The sequence below is a fragment of the Catellatospora tritici genome (genome assembly GCF_019083965.1).
Classification (GTDB): Bacteria; Actinomycetota; Actinomycetes; order Mycobacteriales; family Micromonosporaceae; genus Catellatospora; species Catellatospora tritici.
In genome coordinates this window covers 167,448-186,371 of record NZ_JAHRCY010000014.1, presented here as the reverse complement: position 1 = coordinate 186,371, position 18,924 = coordinate 167,448, and the positions used below count along the sequence as shown (strand labels likewise).

General features: G+C 72.0%; 14 protein-coding genes and 1 pseudogene. 8 read left to right on the top strand and 7 right to left on the bottom strand.

Annotation, left to right across the window (positions count from 1 at the left end; translation table 11 throughout):
• Nucleotides 1-56 precede the first annotated feature (56 nt).
• Nucleotides 57-1,121, bottom strand: a complete 1,065-nt coding sequence (locus tag KUA19_RS28590) for a hypothetical protein (RefSeq protein ID WP_217394951.1) — start codon at nt 1,119-1,121, stop codon at nt 57-59.
• 294 nt (nt 1,122-1,415) lie between these two features.
• Between KUA19_RS28590 and hrpA the strand changes: the two genes are divergently transcribed.
• Complete coding sequence (hrpA, locus tag KUA19_RS28585) at nt 1,416-5,360, top strand: ATP-dependent RNA helicase HrpA (RefSeq protein ID WP_217394950.1); 3,945 nt, start codon at nt 1,416-1,418, stop codon at nt 5,358-5,360.
• Between the two features lie 39 nt (nt 5,361-5,399).
• Here hrpA and KUA19_RS28580 read toward each other — a convergent pair whose 3' ends face one another.
• A complete protein-coding gene (locus KUA19_RS28580) occupies nt 5,400-6,392 on the bottom strand; it encodes an aldo/keto reductase (protein WP_217394949.1) in 993 nt (330 codons plus the stop codon).
• A gap of 52 nt (nt 6,393-6,444) precedes the next feature.
• On the opposite strand from KUA19_RS28580, the gene KUA19_RS28575 reads away from it, so the two are divergent.
• Nucleotides 6,445-6,819 (top strand): MerR family transcriptional regulator, encoded by a 375-nt coding sequence (locus KUA19_RS28575; protein ID WP_217394948.1) that lies wholly within the window; start codon nt 6,445-6,447, stop codon nt 6,817-6,819.
• A gap of 143 nt (nt 6,820-6,962) precedes the next feature.
• Here the strand turns inward: KUA19_RS28575 and KUA19_RS28570 are convergent, their stop codons facing one another.
• Nucleotides 6,963-8,069, bottom strand: a complete 1,107-nt coding sequence (locus tag KUA19_RS28570) for a hypothetical protein (protein ID WP_217400769.1) — start codon at nt 8,067-8,069, stop codon at nt 6,963-6,965.
• Between the two features lie 11 nt (nt 8,070-8,080).
• A complete protein-coding gene (locus KUA19_RS28565; protein WP_217394946.1) occupies nt 8,081-8,650 on the bottom strand; it encodes a hypothetical protein in 570 nt (189 codons plus the stop codon).
• 127 nt (nt 8,651-8,777) lie between these two features.
• Between KUA19_RS28565 and KUA19_RS28560 the strand changes: the two genes are divergently transcribed.
• Both KUA19_RS28560 and KUA19_RS28555 read left to right on the top strand, forming a co-directional pair.
• Entirely contained in the window at nt 8,778-9,230 is a 453-nt protein-coding gene (locus KUA19_RS28560; protein ID WP_254548817.1) for an acyl-CoA thioesterase, read from the top strand.
• A 144-nt stretch (nt 9,231-9,374) separates the two neighbouring features.
• Nucleotides 9,375-11,321, top strand: a complete 1,947-nt coding sequence (locus KUA19_RS28555; protein ID WP_217394944.1) for an acetoacetate--CoA ligase — start codon at nt 9,375-9,377, stop codon at nt 11,319-11,321.
• Nucleotides 11,322-11,448: 127 nt separating this feature from the next.
• On the opposite strand, the gene KUA19_RS28550 is transcribed toward KUA19_RS28555, so the two are convergent.
• Nucleotides 11,449-12,162, bottom strand: a complete 714-nt coding sequence (locus KUA19_RS28550) for a TIGR03089 family protein (protein ID WP_217394943.1) — start codon at nt 12,160-12,162, stop codon at nt 11,449-11,451.
• A 157-nt stretch (nt 12,163-12,319) separates the two neighbouring features.
• Here KUA19_RS28550 and KUA19_RS28545 point away from each other — a divergent pair, with 157 nt between their 5' ends.
• The 4 genes from KUA19_RS28545 to KUA19_RS28530 all read left to right on the top strand — a co-directional run bounded on the left by KUA19_RS28545 (nt 12,320) and on the right by KUA19_RS28530 (nt 17,049).
• Nucleotides 12,320-13,468 carry a glycosyltransferase family 4 protein gene (locus tag KUA19_RS28545; protein WP_217394942.1) on the top strand — a complete coding sequence of 383 codons (1,149 nt, stop codon included), beginning with the start codon at nt 12,320-12,322 and terminating at the stop codon, nt 13,466-13,468.
• A gap of 67 nt (nt 13,469-13,535) precedes the next feature.
• Nucleotides 13,536-14,636: a mannose-1-phosphate guanylyltransferase gene (locus KUA19_RS28540; RefSeq protein ID WP_217394941.1), complete on the top strand. Its 1,101-nt coding sequence runs from the start codon at nt 13,536-13,538 to the stop codon at nt 14,634-14,636.
• A 125-nt stretch (nt 14,637-14,761) separates the two neighbouring features.
• Nucleotides 14,762-15,784, top strand: a complete 1,023-nt coding sequence (locus tag KUA19_RS28535) for a hypothetical protein (protein WP_217394940.1) — start codon at nt 14,762-14,764, stop codon at nt 15,782-15,784.
• 275 nt (nt 15,785-16,059) lie between these two features.
• Nucleotides 16,060-17,049: an ArsR/SmtB family transcription factor gene (locus KUA19_RS28530; RefSeq protein WP_217394939.1), complete on the top strand. Its 990-nt coding sequence runs from the start codon at nt 16,060-16,062 to the stop codon at nt 17,047-17,049.
• Between the two features lie 103 nt (nt 17,050-17,152).
• Here the strand turns inward: KUA19_RS28530 and KUA19_RS28525 are convergent.
• Nucleotides 17,153-17,890 (bottom strand): annotated as a pseudogene (locus KUA19_RS28525) (coenzyme F420-0:L-glutamate ligase); the annotation flags it as partial.
• 14 nt (nt 17,891-17,904) lie between these two features.
• Nucleotides 17,905-18,861, bottom strand: coding sequence for a 2-phospho-L-lactate transferase (cofD, locus tag KUA19_RS28520; RefSeq protein WP_217394938.1), 957 nt, complete (start codon nt 18,859-18,861; stop codon nt 17,905-17,907).
• Nucleotides 18,862-18,924: the final 63 nt, after the last annotated feature.

Genomic DNA, 18,924 nt, shown 5'->3' with positions numbered 1-18,924 from the left:
GAGACACCCGATCCCGGTCGGTGTGCAGGCCAGACCTGCCCACCGACCGGGATCTCTCATTTCGCGGGCGGTGGCGCCCCGTCCCTGGGGGCGATCGGGGTGGCGACCCGCCACAGCTCCCGGAACCGCGCGATGTTGCGCCGCACCTTGGCCTGGTTGGTGACCAGTTGAGTGCTGGCGATGTTGATGCGGTTGACCTCGTTGACCTGGGTCGACGGTGACGACTGGTAGGTGATCACGTCGTCGAAGATGATGAAGTCGAAGATCGGCGGAATGAACCCGCTGGCCGAGCGGGTCGGATCCAGCGCGCGCACCTCGATGCTCAGGTCGGTGTGCATCCCCAGCACCTGGTGGAACTTCTCGTCGTTCCAGAGGTCCGGCCGGTCGAGCACGAACAACCGGCGCACCCGCACGTTGCGCGCGATCGCCTCCCGCTGCGCCTCCAGGTAGCGCTGGCCGAGGTCGCTCTGCCAGAGGCTGCCGTCGAAGTAGTCCTGGCCGCCGACGTCGAGCGTCGTGCTGATCGCGTCGAGGCTCGTGCTGGCGTGCTTGGTCAGGCCGAGCAGCCAGTCCCGGTCCTCGCCGTCGTAGGTGAGGTCGCCGGCGTCGGCCAGCGTCTTCAGCATCTCCGAGAGGCGCTCGATCTCGGCCTGCGCGAGATCGAACACCAGCGGCGGGTTGGGCCTGATCCGGCGGGCGTTGACGACCAGCGTCGTGATCGCGTCGGTGTTCAGCGCCGAGGCCTCGACCGAACCGTACAGGCGGGTGGCCTCGCTGATCCGTTCGAAGTTGCGGCGGATGCTCGCCTCGCTGTCGGCGGTGTGTCGGCGCAGGTCGTCCGCCATCCGGGTCAGCCGCCCGTCCACCTCGGCGGCGACCAGCGCGAGGTCTGCCTCCACCTCGTCCTCCACCCGGCCGAGACGCCGCTCCACGTCGTAGAGGAACTGGACGACGAAGGCCAGCCCGGCGACGAAGAGGGAGACGCCGAAGCTGAGCACCAGCGGCTCGTTCGCCTTCAGGGCCTCGAACGCCAGCGTGGCCAGAAACGTGATCGAGAAGAGCGCGAGGCTGATGACGATCTTGATCGGCATGCGGACGACGGTCTCTCGCGGATGCGCCATGCTTCTCCCTGCCACTGGGGCCGGGCCCGGTCACCGCTCGGGCCGTCCCTGTCCCACGTGTCCGGCGAACATCCCCACGACCGCCCACGGCGCCGGTCGCGGTCGTCGGCACACCGCACGCGGGTTCATCTCAATCGATTGATTGCACTCCATGGTGTCGGCCGGTGGCAAGAGTTCGCGGCCGGAAACCAACCGAACGTTCATGGGAGGACACTCAACGTAGCGGCGCCGCCGACGGGGGGCGGAAAACCGCTGGTCGGTCTGCCCGGGTGACGGCATATCCTTGCGGGCGTCATGACACCTCAGTCCCGCCCTCCCCAGCCCGCCAGCCCGCTCGTCGAGCTGCGGCGACGCGTCGACCAGCTGATGCCGCAGGACCGGCGCCGGCTCGCCCGGCGCCTCGACGGCGTACGCAAGGTCCGTCCCGGCGAGGCGCTGGACGCCGCCGTGACGCAGATCACCGAGGCGGTGGCGCAGGCGGAGCAGCGGCTCGCGGCGCGCGCCGGGGCGGTGCCGCCGATCACGTACCCGGACGAGTTGCCGGTCAGCCAGAAGCGCGAGGACATCGCCGCGGCGATCCGCGACCACCAGGTCGTGATCGTGGCCGGTGAGACCGGCTCCGGCAAGACCACCCAGCTGCCGAAGATCTGCCTGGAACTGGGCCGGGGCGTGCGCGGCCTGATCGGGCACACCCAGCCCCGACGGCTGGCCGCCCGCACGGTCGCCGAGCGCATCGCCGAGGAGGTCGGGGTGCCGCTGGGCGGCACGGTCGGCTGGAAGGTGCGCTTCACCGACCAGGTCGGCGACCAGACCATGGTCAAGCTGATGACCGACGGCATCCTGCTCGCCGAGATCCAACACGACCGCACTCTGTCGCAGTACGACACGCTGATCATCGACGAGGCGCACGAACGCAGCCTCAACATCGACTTCATCCTCGGCTACCTCAAGCAGCTGCTGCCCAAGCGGCCCGACCTCAAGGTGATCATCACTTCGGCGACCATCGACCCGGAGCGCTTCGCCGCGCACTTCGCCGGGCCGAACGGCCCCGCGCCGATCATCGAGGTCTCCGGCCGCACCTACCCGGTCGAGGTCCGCTACCGGCCGCTGGTGGTCGAGGGCGACGAGGAGGACGGCGACGAGGAGCGCGACCAGATCCAGGCGATCTCCGACGCCGTCGACGAACTGGCCACCGAGAAGCCCGGCGACGTGCTGGTCTTCCTCAGCGGTGAGCGCGAGATCCGCGACACCGCCGAGGCGCTGCGCAAGCGCAACCTGCGCCACACCGAGATCCTGCCGCTGTACGCCCGGCTGTCCACCGCCGAGCAGCACCGGGTCTTCCAACCGCACACCGGTCGGCGCATCGTGCTGGCCACCAACGTCGCCGAGACCTCGCTGACCGTCCCCGGCATCAAGTACGTCATCGACCCCGGCACGGCCCGCATCTCCCGGTACAGCAACCGGTTGAAGGTGCAGCGGCTGCCGATCGAGGCGGTCTCGCAGGCCTCGGCCAACCAGCGCAAGGGCCGCTGCGGACGAACCTCGGACGGCATCTGCGTCCGGCTCTACGACGAGCTCGACTTCGTCAACCGGCCCGAGTTCACCGAGCCGGAGATCCTGCGTACCAACCTGGCCTCGGTCATCCTCCAGATGATCTCGCTGGGGCTGGGCGACATCGCCGCGTTCCCGTTCATCGACCCGCCGGACCGCCGTCACATCGCCGACGGCATGGACCTGCTGCACGAGCTGGGCGCCCTGGAGGCGCCGATGCGTGGCGAACCGGGGCGGCTCACCCCGCTCGGCCGCCGCCTGGCGCAGCTGCCGGTCGACCCACGGCTGGGCCGGATGGTGCTGGAGGCGGAGAAGAGCGGCTGCCTGCGCGAGGTGCTGATCATCACGGCGGCGCTGTCCATCCAGGACCCGCGCGAGCGGCCCGCTGACCGGCAGCAGGCCGCCGCCGAGAAGCATGCCCGCTTCGCCGACGAGGGCTCCTCGGACTTCATGGCGTTCCTCAACCTGTGGAACTACGTACGCGAGCAGCAGCGCGAGCTGTCGTCCAACCAGTTCCGCCGCCTGTGCAAGACCGAGTTCCTGCACTACCTGCGCATCCGCGAATGGCAGGACCTGGAGTCGCAGCTGCGCCAGGTGGCCAAGCAGCTCGGCGCCACGCTCAACACGGTCCCGGCGGAGCCCGCCACCGTGCACCAGGCGCTGCTTTCCGGCCTGCTGTCCCATCTCGGCTTCTACGACGCGGAGAAGCGGGACTTCCTCGGCGCCCGAGGTGCCCGGTTCTCGCTGTTCCCGGGCTCGGCGCTGTTCAAGAAGTCGCCGCGCTGGGTGATGGCGGCCGAGCTGGTCGAGACCTCCCGCCTGTGGGGGCGCGTCGCCGCGAAAATCGAGCCGGAGTGGGCCGAGAGCCTGGCCCCGCACCTGGTCAAGCGCCAGTACAGCGAACCACACTGGGAGAAGAAGCAGGCCGCCGTCGTCGCGTACGAGAAGGTGCTGCTCTACGGCCTGCCCATCGTCGCCAAGCGCAAGGTGAACTTCGGCCGGATCGACCCGGCGCTGTCCCGGGAGCTGTTCATCCGGCACGCGCTGGTCGAGGGCGACTGGGAGACCCACCACGACTTCTTCCACGCCAACCGCGAGTTGCTCGCCGAGGTCGAGGAGCTGGAGCACCGGGTCCGCCGCCGCGACATCCTGGTCGACGACGAGACCCTGTTCTCCTTCTACGACAACCGGCTGCCCGCCGACGTCGTCTCCGGCCAGCACTTCGACACCTGGTGGAAGAAGGCCCGCCACAAGACCCCCGAACTGCTCAGCTTCGAGAAGTCGATGCTGGTCAACGCGGCCGCGGGCGGGGTCGAGGAGGAGGACTACCCGGACGTGTGGCGGCAGGGGCAGTTCGAGCTGCCGCTGACGTACCAGTTCGAGCCGGGTGCCGACGCCGACGGCGTGACCGTGCACATCCCGCTGCCGCTGCTCAACCAGATCAGCCCGGCCGGGTTCGACTGGCAGATCCCCGGCCTGCGGGAGGAGTTGGCGATCGCGCTGGTGCGCTCGCTGCCCAAGGCCGATCGCCGCAACTTCGTGCCCGTGCCCGACTATGTACGCGAGGCGCTGGCCGGGGTGAAGCAGGCCGACGAGCCGCTGGTGGCGGTGCTGGAGCGGCAGCTGCGCGCGATGACCGGCGTGGTGATCCCGCGCGACAGCTGGGAGCCGGACAAGGTGCCCGAGCACCTGAAGATCACCTTCCGGGTGGAGGACGAGCAGGGCAAGACCCTCGCCGAGGGCAAGGACCTGCCCGACCTCAAGCGGCGCCTGCGCGACAAGGCACAGCAGGCGGTGGCGGCGGCCGCCGACGACCTGGAGATGCACGGCCTGACCAACTGGAGCATCGGCCCGCTGTCCCGCACGGTCGAGCGCAAACGCGGCGGGTACGACGTCAAGGGTTACCCGGCGCTGGTCGACGAGGGTGCGACGGTCGGCGTGAAGGTCTTCGACTCGACCGGCGAGCAGTGGAACGCCATGTGGCGCGGCACCCGGCGGCTGGTGCTGCTGGCGGCCCCGCCGCCGCTGAAGTCGATCCAGGGTCGGCTGTCCAACCAGGCCAAACTGGCACTGTCGCGCAACCCGCACGGCGGCGTCACGCCACTGCTGGAGGACGTGGTCACCGCCGCGGTCGACAAGGTGATCATCGAGGCGGGCGGCCCGGCCTGGGACGCCGACGCGTTCGCGAAGCTGGCGGCCAAGGCCCGCGCGGAACTGCCGATGACCATCCTCGAGATCCTGCAGCAGCTCGAACCGATCCTGGCCAGCTGGTACGAGATCGACCGCAAACTCAAGTCGATCACGAATGTGCTGCTGGTGCGTTCGGTCTCCGACATCCGGGCGCAGCTGACCGGGCTGGTCTTCCCCGGCTTCGTGGCCGGGACCGGGCTGCGCCGCCTGTCCGACCTGACCCGCTACCTGCGCGCGATCGAGCAGCGGCTGGCCAAGCTGGCCGAGCAGCCGCAGCGCGACCGCGAGAAGCTGCTGCTGCTCGAAGACGTCCTGCACGAGTACGACCAGGCCAAGGCGTCCACGCGGCCCGGCGCCCCGGGCTGGGACACGGTCGTCGAGGTGCGCTGGATGATCGAGGAGCTGCGGGTGAGCTACTTCGCGCAGACGCTGGGCACGCCGTACCCGGTCTCCGACAAGCGGATCTACCGGGCGCTGGCGACAGTTCCCGCGAGCTGACCGGGTGCGGGCGCCACGCGGCGCCCGCACCCGGACTGTTCAGCGCAGCTCGGCCAGCAGCGACTCGACCTCGGCGAACGCCGCCTCGGGCAGTGGACCCAGGGCCAGGGTGGCGAAGTTCTCCTCCGCCTGGGCGACCGTGCGCACGCCCGGGATCGGCAGCGTCCACGGGCTGCGGGCCAGCAGCCAGCCCAGCGCGCCCTGGCTCAGGGTCCGGCCGTCGGCGGTCAGCGCCTGCCGGACCCGGTCCACCAGCTCGGCCCACTGCGGCGTCGGCACCCCGTCGGTGAAGTACTTCAGCCACTCCGGCGACTTGCCGCGCACGTCGTCGCCGCCGATGCGGCCCGCCAGGCCGTGGTACTTGCCGGTGAGCAGGCCCATCGCCAGCGGCCCCCGGTTGATCCCGGCCAGCTCGTAGCGGGCCAGCACGTCCACCATGGCCGCGTTGTCGTTCAGCACCGAGTGGTCGTACTGGATCGCGGCGCAGTTCGGCCCCGCCTCGGCGAAGGCGGCGGCGCGCGCCGGATCGTCGGTGCTCCAGCCGTACGCCCGGATGCGGCCCTGCGCGACCAGCTTCTCCAGTGGACCGACCAGGTCCAGCGCCTCTTCTAGCGGCAGGTGGCCCAGGTGCAGCTGGTACAGGTCCAGGTAGTCGGTGCCGAGCCGGTCGAGGATGCCGTCCAGGCAGCTCAGCATGTATGCCGGGGTGCCGTTCTCGCCGGTGGCCAGCCGCTTGGACGCCGCGAAGGTGAAGCCGAACTTGCTGGCGACGACCACGCTGCCGCGCCGCCCAGCCAGGGCCCGGCCGAGCACCCGCTCGCTGTGCCCGGCCCCGTAGTTGCTCGCCGTGTCGAAGAAGGTGACTCCGAGGTCGAGGGCTCGGTGTACGGCGCGAACCGACTCGGCGTCGTCGACCTCGCCCCACCCGTACGGCTGCCCGTCCTCGCCCCACAGTGGGCCCCCGATGGCCCAGCAGCCCAGGCCCAGGGCGCTGACCTCGATGCCGCTGCGACCCAGTTTCCGTGTCGTCATGACGGCCAGCCTGACACCTGGAGCGCGCTCCAGGTCAAGCTACGGTGGTGCGGTGACCCGATACACCCCCGCCGAAACCGTACGCCGCAGCGGCTTCAGCCTCGACACGCTGCGCTACTACGAGCGCATCGGCCTGCTGGAAGGCGTCGACCGGACGGCCGGCGGCCGCCGCGTCTTCTCCGATGACGACCTGGGCTGGCTCGGCCTGCTGCGCTGCCTGCGCGACACCGGGATGCCGATCAGCGCGATGTGCCGGTTCGCCGAACTCGCCCGGCAGGGCGACGAGACCGTCGCCGACCGGGTGGAGCTGCTGGAGCAGCACAGCGTGGCGGTCGAGGCCCAACTGGAACTGCTGCTGGGCCAGCACGGCCACCTGCGCGACAAGATCACCCACTACCGCGCGCTACTGGCCGCCGACGGGTCCTGACACGCCTGGAACGCGGAACAGTCGCGCCGCCGGGCACGACTGCCCGGCGGCGCGATCTCGCAGGTCCGGCGACGTGATCTCGCAGTTTCGGGGAAAGCGCGCGAATCTTGCACGTTATTCGTGCACTTTCCCCGAAAGGGACGTCAGTCGCGCTTCATCGTCTGCTGGTCGGAGGGTTGGACCAGCATCACGGTCGACTCGTCCGGTAGCGGGGGAGGCGCGGCGGGGCTCGCGGCGGGCGGGGTCGGTGCAGCCGGGACGACCGGGACGGTGACGCCTGCGTCCGGCCTGGGCGCGGGTGCCGACGGCGCGGCTGGGGCCGACGGCGCGGCTGGGGCCGACGGCGCGGCTGGGGCCGACGGCGCGGCTGGGGCCGACGGCGCGGCTGGGGCCGACGGCGCGGCTGGGGCCGACGGCGCGGCTGGGGCCGACGGCGCGGCTGGGGCCGACGGCGCGGGCGCCGTGGGCGCGGGAGCGGGTGGTGCGGCAGACGCTGGTCCGGCAGCAGGTGGGGCTGAGGGCGTCATCGCTGCCGGGGGCGGGTTCGGGTTGCGGCGGGGCAGCGGTGGCGCGTCCGCGACCGGCGCGGTCGGCTTGGGCGGCACCGGCATGGTCGGCCCGGCCTGCGGCGGCACCGGCATGGTGGGCCCCGGTGGCACCGGCATCGTCGGCGCGGCGGGGGCGGCGACCGGGGTGGGGCGCGGGTAGTGCAGCGACGGGGCCGGGATGTCGGGCAGCGCGTACGGGTCGGCGGGCATCGAGGTCAGCTGCCGGGTCGGGTCGGGCGCGGCGCCCGGCTGCCGGTACTGCTGCGGCGGGTACTGCTGGTAGGCCTGGGCCGGGTCGGCGATCCGCCGCCACCGGCGCGGGCTGGCGATGGTGGCCAGCAGCGGCACGCCCAGCAGCACGCCGAGGCCGGTCTGCCCCACGGCGCCGGCCAGGTGGATGTCGATCAGCGCGAACGTGTCCTGGTAGGACTTCCCGTCGACCAGGGCCCACGCGCTGGTGCCGAGGAACGCGATCCCGGCCAGCGACGGGCCGGTCGGTGACAGCCGCGCCATGAGCAGGACCGCGTACAGGATGCCCGCGAGCAGCAGCGCGCCCAGCGCCGCGGCCGCGTCGAGGAACGCGTCGGCGGCGCCGCCCGCGGCCATCGTGGTGTTGAACGCGCTGAGACCCGTACCGGTCAGTAGGAAGATCGCGGGAGCGAAGATCAGCGTGAGCAGCAACGATCCTAGGTGGCGCACCATGCCTCCGGGTTCTACAGGTTGGCCTGCGGCGCGCTCCAGGATGGCGTATCAGCGCCAGTCCTGTGCGCGGGGGTCACCGGAAGCTCCAATGTGGCTGTCGGCTCCAGCGTCTGCTGGGCCGGATACTGCGGCGCCACCGGCTGCGGCCAGGCGGGCTCGATGGTGTGCACCGGCTTGGGCCAGGCCCGCCAGCGGCTGGGGCTGAACACCGCGACCAGCAGCAGGGCGCCGACGGCGGCGAGCAGGCCGCTCTGCAGCGGCAGGGTGAGGTCGGCACGGTAGCCGCCGAGCTTCCAGCCCCAGTCCAGCGCCCTCAGTACGGCCACCGGCTGGATCAGGAACCAGACCGTGAACCCGAGGTAGACCAGGGCGGTGAACAGCGGGCCGACCGGCGACTGGCGCAGCGCGCCGATGAGACCGAGCACCAGGCCCGCGCCGGCGACGACGGCGAGGCCGACCCACATGCCGGTGGGCACGTCGGGCGACACGCTCACCGCCAGCATTGCCTGGCCCTGTGCCGCGGCGGCCCAGGCGAGCGGTGTGATCACGATTGCGGCGAGGAGGCTCCATACGTGACGCATGTGCGGCACCTTACTGTTTTCCCGTTGCGCTGGCATCACCGCTGGAGGCAGGCCGTACGGTGAAGGCGTGATCTCCCAGGAGCAGGGCCGCCCGACCGCGTTCTCGCGGGTCACGCTGAGCCGCATCATGACCAACCACGACGTCAACCTGTACGGCACCGTGCACGGCGGCGTGATCATGAAGTTCGTCGACGACGCCGCCGGGGCGGCCGCCGCCCGGCACTGCGGCTTCAACGCCGTCACCGTCTCCATCGACGAGATCGCGCTGATGGTGCCCGTGCGCGTCGGTGACCTGGTGCACGCCAAGGCGCAGGTCAACTGGACCGGGCGCACCTCGCTGGAGCTGGGCGTCTCGGTGTGGGCCGAGCGCTGGAACGAGGCCGACCGCGAGCCGGTCAACGTCGCCACGGCGTACCTGGTGTTCGTGGGCGTCGGCCCGGACGGCGAGCCGACGCAGGTGCCGCCGGTGCTGCCGGAGACCGAGGAGGACGAGCGGCGCTTCCGCGAGGCGGAGATCCGCCGGGAGCACCGGCTGGCCCGCCGCCGCGCCATCGAGAGCCACCGCGCCGACCTGCGCTGACTGTCGGCGACAGCCATACGCACCCGGTGACCGGTGTGCGCCGGGAACACCGCACCCGGGCCGCCCGGCCCGGAGAATGATCGCGCAGGCCATGCGGCAGGATGCGAGTGCGGTGTACGACGGCGTACGCGGGAGGAGATCACGATGACCAGGGTGCTGTGGACCCCACCGGCGGATGTCAGGCAGAACTCCCGCATCGGCGACTACCTGAGCTGGCTGGACAAGCACCGTGGGCTGACCTTCGCCGACTACGACGAGCTGTGGCACTGGAGCACCGAGGACCTGCCCGGGTTCTGGTCGTCGATCTGGGAGTACTTCGAGGTCGTCGCCCACGAACCGGCGACGGCTGTGTTGCCCGACCCCACCATGCCGGGCGCGAAGTGGTTCCCCGGCACCACCCTGAACTACGCCGAGAACGTGCTGCGCATGCCGGGCATCGGCGACGACGAGCCGGTGGTCCTCGGCTACTCGCAGACCCGCGAGCCGGTGGTGCTCACCGCCGCGCAGCTGCGCGAGCAGGTCCGCCGGGCGCGGGCCGGATTGCGCCGCCTGGGTGTCGGCGAGGGCGACCGGGTGGCGGCGTACCTGCCGAACATCCCCGAGACGGTGGTGCTGATGCTGGCCACGGCCAGCCTGGGCGCGATCTTCTCGTCCTGCGCCCCCGAGTTCGGCACCCGCAGCGTCACCGACCGCTGGCAGCAGATCTCGCCCAAGGTGCTCGTCGCCGTCGACGGCTACCGGTACGGCGACAAGCTCATCGACCGGGCCGGTGAGGTCGCGGCGATCCGGGCGGCGCTGCCGTCGCTGACGCACGCCGTCGTGCTGCCGTACACCGAAGGGCAGGTCGGCCTGGGCGAGCTGGCCGCCGACACCGACGAACCGCTGACCTTCGCCCCGGTCCCGTTCGCCCACCCGCTGTACGTGCTCTACTCCTCCGGCACCACCGGTCTGCCCAAGCCCATCGTGCACGGCCACGGCGGCATCCTGCTCGAGCACCTGAAGATGCTCGCCCTGCACCACGACCTCGGCCCCGGCGACCGCTACTTCTGGTTCTCCACCACCGGCTGGATGATGTGGAACTACCTGGTCTCCGGCCCGGCCGTCGGCGCGGCGATCGTGCTGTTCGACGGCAACCCCGGCGCCCCCGACCTGGGCATGCTGTGGCGCCTGGCCGAAGAGGCCGGGATGACGTACTTCGGCACCTCGGCGCCGTACCTGCTGGCCTGCCGCAAGGAGGGGCTGGTGCCGCGTGAGGTCGCCGACCTGTCGAAGCTGCGCGGGCTCGGCTCCACCGGGGCGCCGCTGCCCGCCGAGGGCTTCGAGTGGGTGTACGACAACGTCAACCCCGACCTGATGCTGCTGTCCCTGTCCGGCGGCACCGACGTGTGCACCGGCTTCGTCGGCGGCACCCCGCTCAACCCGGTCTACGCGGGCGAGATCGCGGCCCGCTGCCTCGGCGCCAAGGTCGAGGCGTACGACGGCGCCGGTCACCCCGTCCTCGGTGCCCTCGGCGAACTGGTCATCAGCGCACCGATGCCGAGCATGCCGGTCGGGTTCTGGGGCGACGCCACGGGGGAGAAGTACCGCGAGGCGTACTTCGACGTGTTCCCGGGGGTGTGGCGCCACGGTGACTGGATCACCATCACCGACCGGGGCACCTGCGTGATCACCGGCCGCTCCGACGCGACCCTGAACCGGGGCGGGGTGCGCCTGGGCACGGCCGAGTTCTACTCGGTGGTCGAGGGCATGGACGAGGTCGCCGACTCGGTGGTGGTGCACCTGGAGGACGACGAGGGCGGCGCCGGTGAGCTGCTGCTGTTCGTGGTGCTGGTGCCGGGGCGTGAGCTGGACGACGCGATGCGGAGCAAGATCGCGCGGGAGCTGCGTACGGCGCTGTCGCCGCGCCACATCCCCGACGTGATCTACCAGGTGGCGGCGGTGCCGCGCACTCTGTCGGGTAAGAAGCTGGAGGTGCCGGTGAAGCGGATCCTGACCGGCACGCCGGTGGAGTCGGCGGCGGCGAAGGGGGCGCTGGCGAACCCGGAGTCGCTGAACGCGTTCGAGGCGCTGGCCCGCACCCGCGCCGCCTGAGCCCGTGCTGCCGCAGCACCTAGCATTGACGCTGGCCTATCCAGGGCACGAATGTTCGGAATCCGTCTTCTAGATAGGCCACTGTCAATGCTAGGCCCCTCACCCCGGGGGCCGCGGGCACCCTCCGTCAGGAGATGATCTCGGCGCGTTCCGTTGCCGCGCGGGAGTCGAGGATGCCAGGGGCGGTGTGATGGGACAGCACCAGGCTGGCCCCCGCCGCGAGTGGCGCGACCAGCCAGTCCAGCGGGCGCGGATGCGCGCCGAGGTCGAGCAGCACCCGCTCGCCGCGCTCGATGCCCAGCTCCTTGGCTCGGGCCACCGCCCGCTCGGCCAGTTCGGCGTGGGTGATCGAGCCGCCGCCACCGGGCAGGCCGACCAGGGCGGCCGCGTTCGGGTCGGCGGGCGGACCGCCATAGAAGTCGCCGTGGGCGCGGGCCGAGCTGACCCAGTCCGACACCCCGGCGGGCAGCCCGCGCAGCGGCAGCGCGAACGGGTGCAGGCCCACGGCGTACGTGTCGGGGGCGGTCGGGGCCGTGTCCGCGGCGACGAAGGCGACGTCGGCGGGTAGTTCGTCGGAGTGGGACACCGCCAGCCCGGCGGTCCACGAGGCGAGCATGATCGCGGCGGTCTGCCAGTGCGGCGGCAGCGCGATCGAGGCGACGCTGCCGGGCCCGAGGCCGAGACCGTCGACGAGGAGATTGGCCGTCTTGGACACCCAGTTGGCCAGGGTCGCGCCGGACAGTTCGGTACGTTCGCCGGTCGCGTCGTCGTACCAGGTGAGCAGGGGGCGGGCCGGATCGGCCGACACCGTGGCGGCGAAGAGCTGACTGATAGTCGACACGAGGTCAGGCTACCGACAACGCCGCGTCGTGGACCTTGCCATGGGGTATGTCGGGCGTAGTCTGAGACGTGACTGCTGTGAAACAGCGCACAGTCTCACAACCGCAGAGCGGCGGTCGACTGGGCTGCGCTGCACACCCCCACAAGGAGTGTTCACCGTGACGATCGCTCGCTCTCCCCGGGTGCTGGTCGATGCGACCAGTGTCCCCGCCGACCGAGGCGGGGTGGGCCGCTACCTGGATGGCCTGCTGGGCGCCCTGGCCGACCGGTCCGACATCGACCTGGTCGTGGTCTGCCAGCGCACCGACCAGGAACGCTACGCGCGTACGCTGCCGCATGCGCAGGTCGTGGCCGCTCCGGCCGCCGTGGCGCACCGCCCGGCCCGGCTGGCCTGGGAACAGACCGGCCTGCCGCTGCTGGCCCAGCAGGTCGGCGCGCAGGTGCTGCATTCGCCGTTCTACACCTGTCCGCTGCGTTCGGGCTGCCCGGTGACGGTGACCGTGCACGACGCGACGTTCTTCACCGAGCCCGAGCACTACGACAAGTCGCGCGGCACGTTCTTCCGGTCGGCGATCAAGACGTCGATGCGCCGCGCCGAGCGGGTGATCGTGCCCAGCAAGGCGACCCGGGACGAGCTGATCCGCCTGCTCGACGCCGACCCGACCCGCATCGACGTGGCGTACCACGGTGTGGATCACACCGCGTTCCACGTGCCCGGCGAGGAGGAGAAGGCCCGGGTGCGGGCGCGGCTGGGTCTGGGCGAGGCGTCGTACGTCGCGTTCCTGGGCGCCAAGGAGCCCCGCAAGAACGTGCCGAATCTGATCCGAGGCTGGATCACGGCGGTGCGCGACCGGGTGGATCCGCCCGCGCTGGTGCTGGCGGGTGGTCAAGGTCACGATGACGAGATCGACCGGATGGCGGCCGAGGTGCCCGCGCACCTGCGCCTGCTGCGACCGGGCTACCTGCGCTACGCCGACCTGCCGGGCTTCCTGGGCGGGGCGGTGCTGTGCGCGTACCCGAGTCATGGTGAGGGTTTCGGCCTGCCGATCCTGGAGGCGATGGCGTGCGGGGCGCCGGTGCTGACCACGCCCCGGCTGTCGCTGCCGGAGGTGGGCGGGGACGCGGTCGCCTACACCGGCTCGGAGGCCGGTGAGATCGCCCGTGACCTGTCGGCCCTGCTCGTCGACGACACACGTCGTTCGGCGCTGGCCGCGGCCGGGCTGGCCCGCGCCAAGGAGTTCAGTTGGAACTCCAGCGCCGACGCCCACATCAACGCCTGGCAGCGCTCCATCCGGCAGTACGCCTGACGGGCGGTCGCCCCTGCTCCCGGGCGAGGCGAGTTGCCCGCTCCGCCCGGTCAGGCAGAATGGTCGGATGCTGCACGCCGTAATCCCCGCTGGTGGGAGTGGGACACGCCTCTGGCCGCTGTCGCGCGCCACGCACCCGAAGTTCCTGCACCCGCTGACCGGGACCCCCGACACGCTCATCCAGGCCACCGTCGCCCGGCTGGCGCCGGTCGCCGCGATCGGGGACACCTACGTCGTGACCGGCACCGCCCACGCGGCGGCGATCGCGCGGCAGTTGCCCGATCTGCCCGAGTCGAACATCCTTATCGAGCCGAGCCCGCGCGACTCCTGCGCCGCCATCGGCCTGGCCGCCGCGGTGATCGCGCGGCGCGACCCCGACGCCGTGATGGGCTCGTTCGCCGCTGACCACCTGGTGCGCGACACCGCCCGCTTCACCGAGGTGCTGCGCGACGCCGAGGCGGGCGCCCAGCGCGGCCTGCTCATGACCATCGGCATCACCCCGACCCACCCCGAGACCGGCTACGGCTACCTGCAGTGCGGCGCCGTCGTCGACGGGCCGGTCCGGGTCGTGGACGAGTTCAAGGAGAAGCCGTCGCGCGAGGTCGCCGCGCAGTACCTGGCCTCGGGCCGGTACCTGTGGAACGCGGGCATGTTCGTGTGGCGGGTCGACGTGTTCCTGCGCGAGCTGGCCCGCCAGCAGCCGAGCCTGCACGACGGGCTGGTCCGCATCGCCGCGGCCTGGGACACCGACGACCGGGACCGGGTGCTGGGTGAGATCTGGCCCACCCTGACCAAGATCTCGGTCGACTACGCCGTGATGGAGGGCGCCGCCGCGGCCGGGCTGGTCGCCACCGTCCCCGGCGACTTCGGCTGGAACGACATCGGCGATTTCCACACCCTCGGCGAGGTGCTGCCCGCCGACGAGAACGGCAACGTGGTGGTCGGCGACGACGCGACCCTCGACGGCGGCAAGCCCGAGGTGCTGCTGCACGACGTCCGCAACGTGGTGGTGGTACCGCAGTCGGGCCGCCTGGTCGCGGCGCTCGGCATCGAGAACATGATCGTGGTCGACACCCCCGACGCGGTGCTGGTCTGCGACCGCGACCGCGCCCAGGACGTGAAGAAGCTGGTCGACGAGCTCAAGGAGCGCGGCGACACCCGCATCTGACGCGCCGTCGCGCACCCGGTCAAGTTGCCGGGCAACCGGGGGAATCTCGCACCTTCTTTCCCCCGATTGCCCGGCAATTTGCGCTCTGCGCGGGCACGTGGCGGGCGGTGCGTACGGTGGGGATCATGAAGTTGGTGGAGTTGGCGGCGGCGGGCAACGAGGCGAGTGACCTGCTCCGGGTCGCCGACGGAGCGCTGCTGCGCGAGTTGGGTGCGCGCCGCGCGTACTGGACGGTGCTGGACGAGGGGCCGGTGGAGCGGTGCCTCGCCCTGATCATCGAGCGGGCGGACGGGTCCTGGCACGCCGAGCACGTCGCCGCCGAGGCGGGCGTGCACGCGGGACGGACCGAGGACGCCGAGGCGCTGGCCCACCACGACGGCTGGGTGTACGTGCTCGGCTCCCACTTCGGCTCCAAGGCCGGACCGCTGCGGCCCAAGCGCGCGTTCGTGGCCCGGTTTCGCGAGTCGGCCCGGCCCGAGCTGGAGATCGTCCGGCACCGGTTCGCGCTGCACCGGGTGGTCAACGACGCGCTGGCCGAGCTGGTGACCACGGGGCATCCGGTGGCGCCGGGGCCGGTCGATCCGGCCGTACACGACGGATTCATCGAGCAGACGCTGCGCCGCGGCACCGCCAAGGGCAAAGCCTGGGTCGCGCAGCTCGCGCCGGGCGACCATCCGGTCAACATCGAGGGTGCCGCCTTCACCGGGCGCGGCACGCTCCTGGTCGGGCTGCGCTGGCCGGTCACGGCCGCGGGCGAGCCGGTGCTGGTCGAGCTGGCCGGGGTGCCCGAGCTGTTCACGGGCGGCGCGGTGCGGGTCGCCGGGGTGTACGCGCTGACCGGGACCGGCTCCGGCCCGCTGGGCATACGCGCGCTGGCCGCCCGCCCCGACGGCGGGTACGACGCGGTCATCGGCTCCATCGACGCGCTGGACAAGGGCTCGGTGCTGCTCGAACGGCACCCGCACGCCCGCCACGCCACCTGCCGTCATGTGCGCTTCGAGTTGCCCGGACGGCCCGGCCCGGCCCTGCTCAAGGCCGAGCCGGTGGCGGACCTGGCGCCCCTGCACCATGTGGAGGGGGTGTCCGAACGCGACGGCAGGCCGATTTACGTCACCGATGAGGACCATCGCATCGGGCTGTGGCTCTGAGGAACCCGTGGCTCTGAGCGCGAGACCGTGGCTCTGAGCAGGCTCGAAGCGAACGGAGCGGCCGACCGGTCTGCCCCCCGGCACCCGGCCGGCCGCTACCGTGCCCCGTACGCCCCCGTACGGTTGGCGACGCTGTGCGTCGCTCGGCTCCCCAGGCCGGACCACAGGATCGCGCACCGGGCGGCGTCGGGTCCATGACTTTCGGCTGTGACTTAAAGACCCAGGTCAGTTCCCTCGGTATCCTCATCGAGGTCGCCCCCCACCCCGGAGTCCACATGCTGCGGATCCACTTCACCGGCACCGACCTCGTCCGCACCCGTGTGGCCCCCCGACCCGATCCGATGTGGGAGCTCGCGCTCAGCATCCATCTGCTGCGCATGCGCGGCACCGACCCGCTGCTGTCGGGCTGGAAGAGCGACACCGTGGCCCGGCTGCGCCCGGCCGGACCGCTGCGCGCCGAGGTGGCCATGCTGCTGGCGCTCAACCCGCCGGTGGGCTACTTCCCCGACTTCCTCACCCCGCCCGAGGCGGCCGACGGCATCGACGCCGGGCTCGACGCGGTGCTGTCCACCGCACAGCCCCGGCTGCGCCGCGAGATCGACGTCCTGGGCGGCGCGCGGGGATCACTGCCCGCGAGCGTCGACGAGCTGGGCCGGGGGAACCGGTCCGCCATTGCCGAGCTTGGCACGGCGATCACCCGGTATCACCAGACCGCGATCGAGCCGATGTGGCCCCGGGTGCGCGCCGCCGTCGAGGCCGACCGGGGCATGCGCGCCCGCACCATGCTCGACCAGGGTGTGGAGGGGCTGCTCAACGACCTGCACCCGTCGATCAGGTTCGACGGCGGCACGCTGTCCATCGCCGACTATCCGTCGCACCGTGACGTGCACCTGGACGGGCGCGGGCTGCTGCTGGTGCCGTCGTACTTCAAGACGTACACCAAGCCGGTCACGCTGGTCGACCCGGAACTGCCGCCGGTGCTGGTGTACTCGGTGCACCCGGCGGCCCGGCTCGCGGTCACGGCGCCGGGGGAGGCGCTGACGGGGCTGCTGGGACGCACCCGGGCGGCGGTGCTGGAGCTGGCGGCGGCGGGCAGCACCACCACGGAACTGTCCCGGCGGCTCGGGGTGTCGCCGGCGGCGGTGAGCCAGCACGTGACGGTGATGCGCGACGCGGGGCTGCTGCTGAGCACCCGCATCCGCAACACGGTCCACCACACCCTGACTCCGCTCGGCCACGCCCTGCTCGCGGGCAGCCCCAGGTAGGGCAGGGCACCTTCGTCGGCTCGCGTCAGCGAGACGAGCATTGTTCGGTTGGGTTCGGTTCGCGGAGCGGAAGGGCTCCAGCTCAACTCGCGGCGTGGTTCTCGGCGGCCTGTTCGCGGCCCAGGGCGATCGCCTCGGCGGTGCCCATCGAGAACAGGTCGTGGGCGGCGTCGCGGACCAGCGTCTCGACCGCGCCGGGCCCGTCGGCGCTCGCGGTGATCAAACCTCGGACCACCGCCACCGGCACCCGGTCGACCTTGCCCTTGACCAGCTCCGCCGCGGCGGCCAGCTCATCCACGATCGCCATCTGCGTGATGTGCAGCTCGTTGCCGTACGGGTCGGTCTCGCCCCGGTGGTCGCGCAGCGGCGGAATGCCCGCGCAGCCCAGGGCCACGTCGGTGAGCCCGTTGCGCCACGGGCGCCCCATCGTGTCGCTGATGATCACCGCGACGTCCAGCCCGTACCGCTCACGCATGACCGTGCGCAGCTCGCGGGCCGACCGGTCCGGGTCGATCGGCAGCAGTACCAGCTGGGAGCGGTCGACGTTGGAGGCGTCGATCCCGGCCGAGGCGAGCACGAACCCGTGGTGGGTCTGCACGATGCGGGTGTGGCCCCGGGTGGCCACCGGCCGGGCGGTCTGTTCGCGCAGCACCCGCTCCCGGGCGGCCTCCCGTTCCGGCCCGGCCTGGGGCACGTCGACCAGGTTGCCCTCGGCCTTGGACACGATCTTGCTGGTCACCACGAGGATGTCCCCGTCGACCAGCCAGGGGGCGGCCTCGGTGATGAGCTTGGCGAGGTCGTCGCCGGGGCGAACGTCGCCGATGCCGCGCACCGGGTGCACGCTGTAGCCGCCGATCACGACAGTCCTCCCAGCTCCAGCGCCGCGCGGACCATCGCCGCGGTCGCGTCCTCGTCGGTCATCCACAGCGGTGCCGCGCCCACGCGTACGCCGGGGACTTCGGTCGCCGCGTCGGCGGTGTCGACCAGCCACGCGTCGAGCACCCCACCGGCGGTACGGGCACCGTACAGTCGGCCCACGCCCTCGGCCGTGCACGGCACGTCCAGCGCGGCCAGGCACTTGTCGGCCATGCCGCGCACCGGGCTGCCACCGATGATCGGCGAGACGCCGACGACCGGAGCCCGCCCGGTGACCAGCGCGTCGCGCAGCGGGGCCACGGCCAGCACCGGCGCGATCGACACCACCGGGTTGCTCGGCGCGACCAGCACCACGTCGGCCGAGCCCAGTGCGTCGAGCACGCCCGGCGCGGGTTTGGCGGCCTCGGCCCCGACGAAGACGAACCGCTTCGCGGGCACCTGCGCGCGGTGGCGCACCCACCACTCCTGGAAGTGGATGGCCTGCTCCGCTCCGTCGAGCTCGGTGACCACGTGGGTCTCCAGCCGGTCGTCGGTGGCGGGCAGCAGGTCCAGGCCCGGCTGCCAGCGGTCGCACAGCGCGGCGACCACGGCCGACAGCGGGTAGCCCGCGTTCAGCATCCGGGTGCGGACCAGGTGGGTGGCGATGTCCCGGTCGCCGAGGCCGAACCAGGAGGGCTCGGCGCCGTATTTGGCCAGCTCCTCCTTGACGGTCCAGGTCTCGCCCGCGCGACCCCAGCCGCGCTCGGGGTCGATCCCGCCGCCCAGGGTGTACATCACCGAGTCCAGGTCGGGGGTGATGCGCAGCCCGTGCATCCACACGTCGTCACCCACGTTGACGACCGCGGTCACCTCGGCGCCGGTATCGCGGGCATATGCCCGCACTCCGGTGAGGAACCGCGCGCCGCCGATGCCGCCTGCCAGCACCACGATCCGCATCCTCACATCCTCCCGCACCGCGGCGGTCGCGCCGGGGCAGGGTCGTACGCTGGCCTGCGGGCG

Bases quoted from the DNA above. Each gene is read 5' to 3' on its own strand.
- KUA19_RS28590 (WP_217394951.1), bottom strand. From the start codon at position 1,121: ATGGCGCATCCGCGAGAGACCGTCGTCCGCATGCCGATCAAGATCGTC.
- hrpA (WP_217394950.1), top strand. From the start codon at position 1,416: ATGACACCTCAGTCCCGCCCTCCCCAGCCCGCCAGCCCGCTCGTCGAG.
- KUA19_RS28580 (WP_217394949.1), bottom strand. From the start codon at position 6,392: ATGACGACACGGAAACTGGGTCGCAGCGGCATCGAGGTCAGCGCCCTG.
- KUA19_RS28570 (WP_217400769.1), bottom strand. From the start codon at position 8,069: ATGGTGCGCCACCTAGGATCGTTGCTGCTCACGCTGATCTTCGCTCCC.
- KUA19_RS28565 (WP_217394946.1), bottom strand. From the start codon at position 8,650: ATGCGTCACGTATGGAGCCTCCTCGCCGCAATCGTGATCACACCGCTC.
- KUA19_RS28560 (WP_254548817.1), top strand. From the start codon at position 8,778: ATGACCAACCACGACGTCAACCTGTACGGCACCGTGCACGGCGGCGTG.
- KUA19_RS28555 (WP_217394944.1), top strand. From the start codon at position 9,375: ATGACCAGGGTGCTGTGGACCCCACCGGCGGATGTCAGGCAGAACTCC.
- KUA19_RS28540 (WP_217394941.1), top strand. From the start codon at position 13,536: ATGCTGCACGCCGTAATCCCCGCTGGTGGGAGTGGGACACGCCTCTGG.
- KUA19_RS28535 (WP_217394940.1), top strand. From the start codon at position 14,762: ATGAAGTTGGTGGAGTTGGCGGCGGCGGGCAACGAGGCGAGTGACCTG.
- KUA19_RS28530 (WP_217394939.1), top strand. From the start codon at position 16,060: ATGCTGCGGATCCACTTCACCGGCACCGACCTCGTCCGCACCCGTGTG.
- cofD (WP_217394938.1), bottom strand. From the start codon at position 18,861: ATGCGGATCGTGGTGCTGGCAGGCGGCATCGGCGGCGCGCGGTTCCTC.